The organism is Streptomyces sp. NPDC050211, assembly GCF_040656035.1.
Taxonomy (GTDB): Bacteria; Actinomycetota; Actinomycetes; order Streptomycetales; family Streptomycetaceae; genus Streptomyces.
This window is the reverse complement of sequence record NZ_JBFALC010000188.1, coordinates 1-1,061: the sequence shown is the minus strand read 5'-3', so window position 1 is coordinate 1,061 and position 1,061 is coordinate 1. Positions and strand designations below refer to the sequence as shown.

The window sequence follows — 1,061 nt, the reverse complement described above, 5'->3', positions numbered from 1 at the left end:
CTCAGAACTAACACAGTGGACGCGAGCAACTGAGGACAAGCCCTCGGCCTATTAGTACCGGTCACCTCCAGCGGTTACCCGCCTTCCAGATCCGGCCTATCAACCCAGTCGTCTCCTGGGAGCCTTAACCCCTCAAAGGGGGTGGGAACACTCATCTCGAAGCAGGCTTCCCGCTTAGATGCTTTCAGCGGTTATCCCTCCCGAACGTAGCCAACCAGCCATGCCCTTGGCAGAACAACTGGCACACCAGAGGTTCGTCCGTCCCGGTCCTCTCGTACTAGGGACAGCCCTTCTCAATGTTCCTGCGCGCGCAGCGGATAGGGACCGAACTGTCTCACGACGTTCTAAACCCAGCTCGCGTACCGCTTTAATGGGCGAACAGCCCAACCCTTGGGACCGACTCCAGCCCCAGGATGCGACGAGCCGACATCGAGGTGCCAAACCATCCCGTCGATATGGACTCTTGGGGAAGATCAGCCTGTTATCCCCGGGGTACCTTTTATCCGTTGAGCGACGGCGCTTCCACAAGCCACCGCCGGATCACTAGTCCCGACTTTCGTCCCTGCTCGACCCGTCGGTCTCACAGTCAAGCTCCCTTGTGCACTTACACTCAACACCTGATTGCCAACCAGGCTGAGGGAACCTTTGGGCGCCTCCGTTACTCTTTAGGAGGCAACCGCCCCAGTTAAACTACCCATCAGACACTGTCCCTGATCCGGATCACGGACCCAGGTTAGACATCCAGCACGACCAGACTGGTATTTCAACGACGACTCCCCCTGAACTGGCGTCCAGAGTTCACAGTCTCCCAGCTATCCTACACAAGCCGAACCGAACACCAATATCAAACTGTAGTAAAGGTCCCGGGGTCTTTCCGTCCTGCTGCGCGAAACGAGCATCTTTACTCGTAGTGCAATTTCACCGGGCCTATGGTTGAGACAGTCGAGAAGTCGTTACGCCATTCGTGCAGGTCGGAACTTACCCGACAAGGAATTTCGCTACCTTAGGATGGTTATAGTTACCACCGCCGTTTACTGGCGCTTAAGTTCTCAGCTTCGCCC

1 rRNA gene is annotated in these 1,061 nt (G+C 56.6%); it reads right to left on the bottom strand.

The features are described from left to right. Positions 1-31: 31 nt before the first annotated feature. A 23S ribosomal RNA gene (locus AB0I98_RS49915) occupies positions 32-1,061 on the bottom strand; the annotation flags it as partial.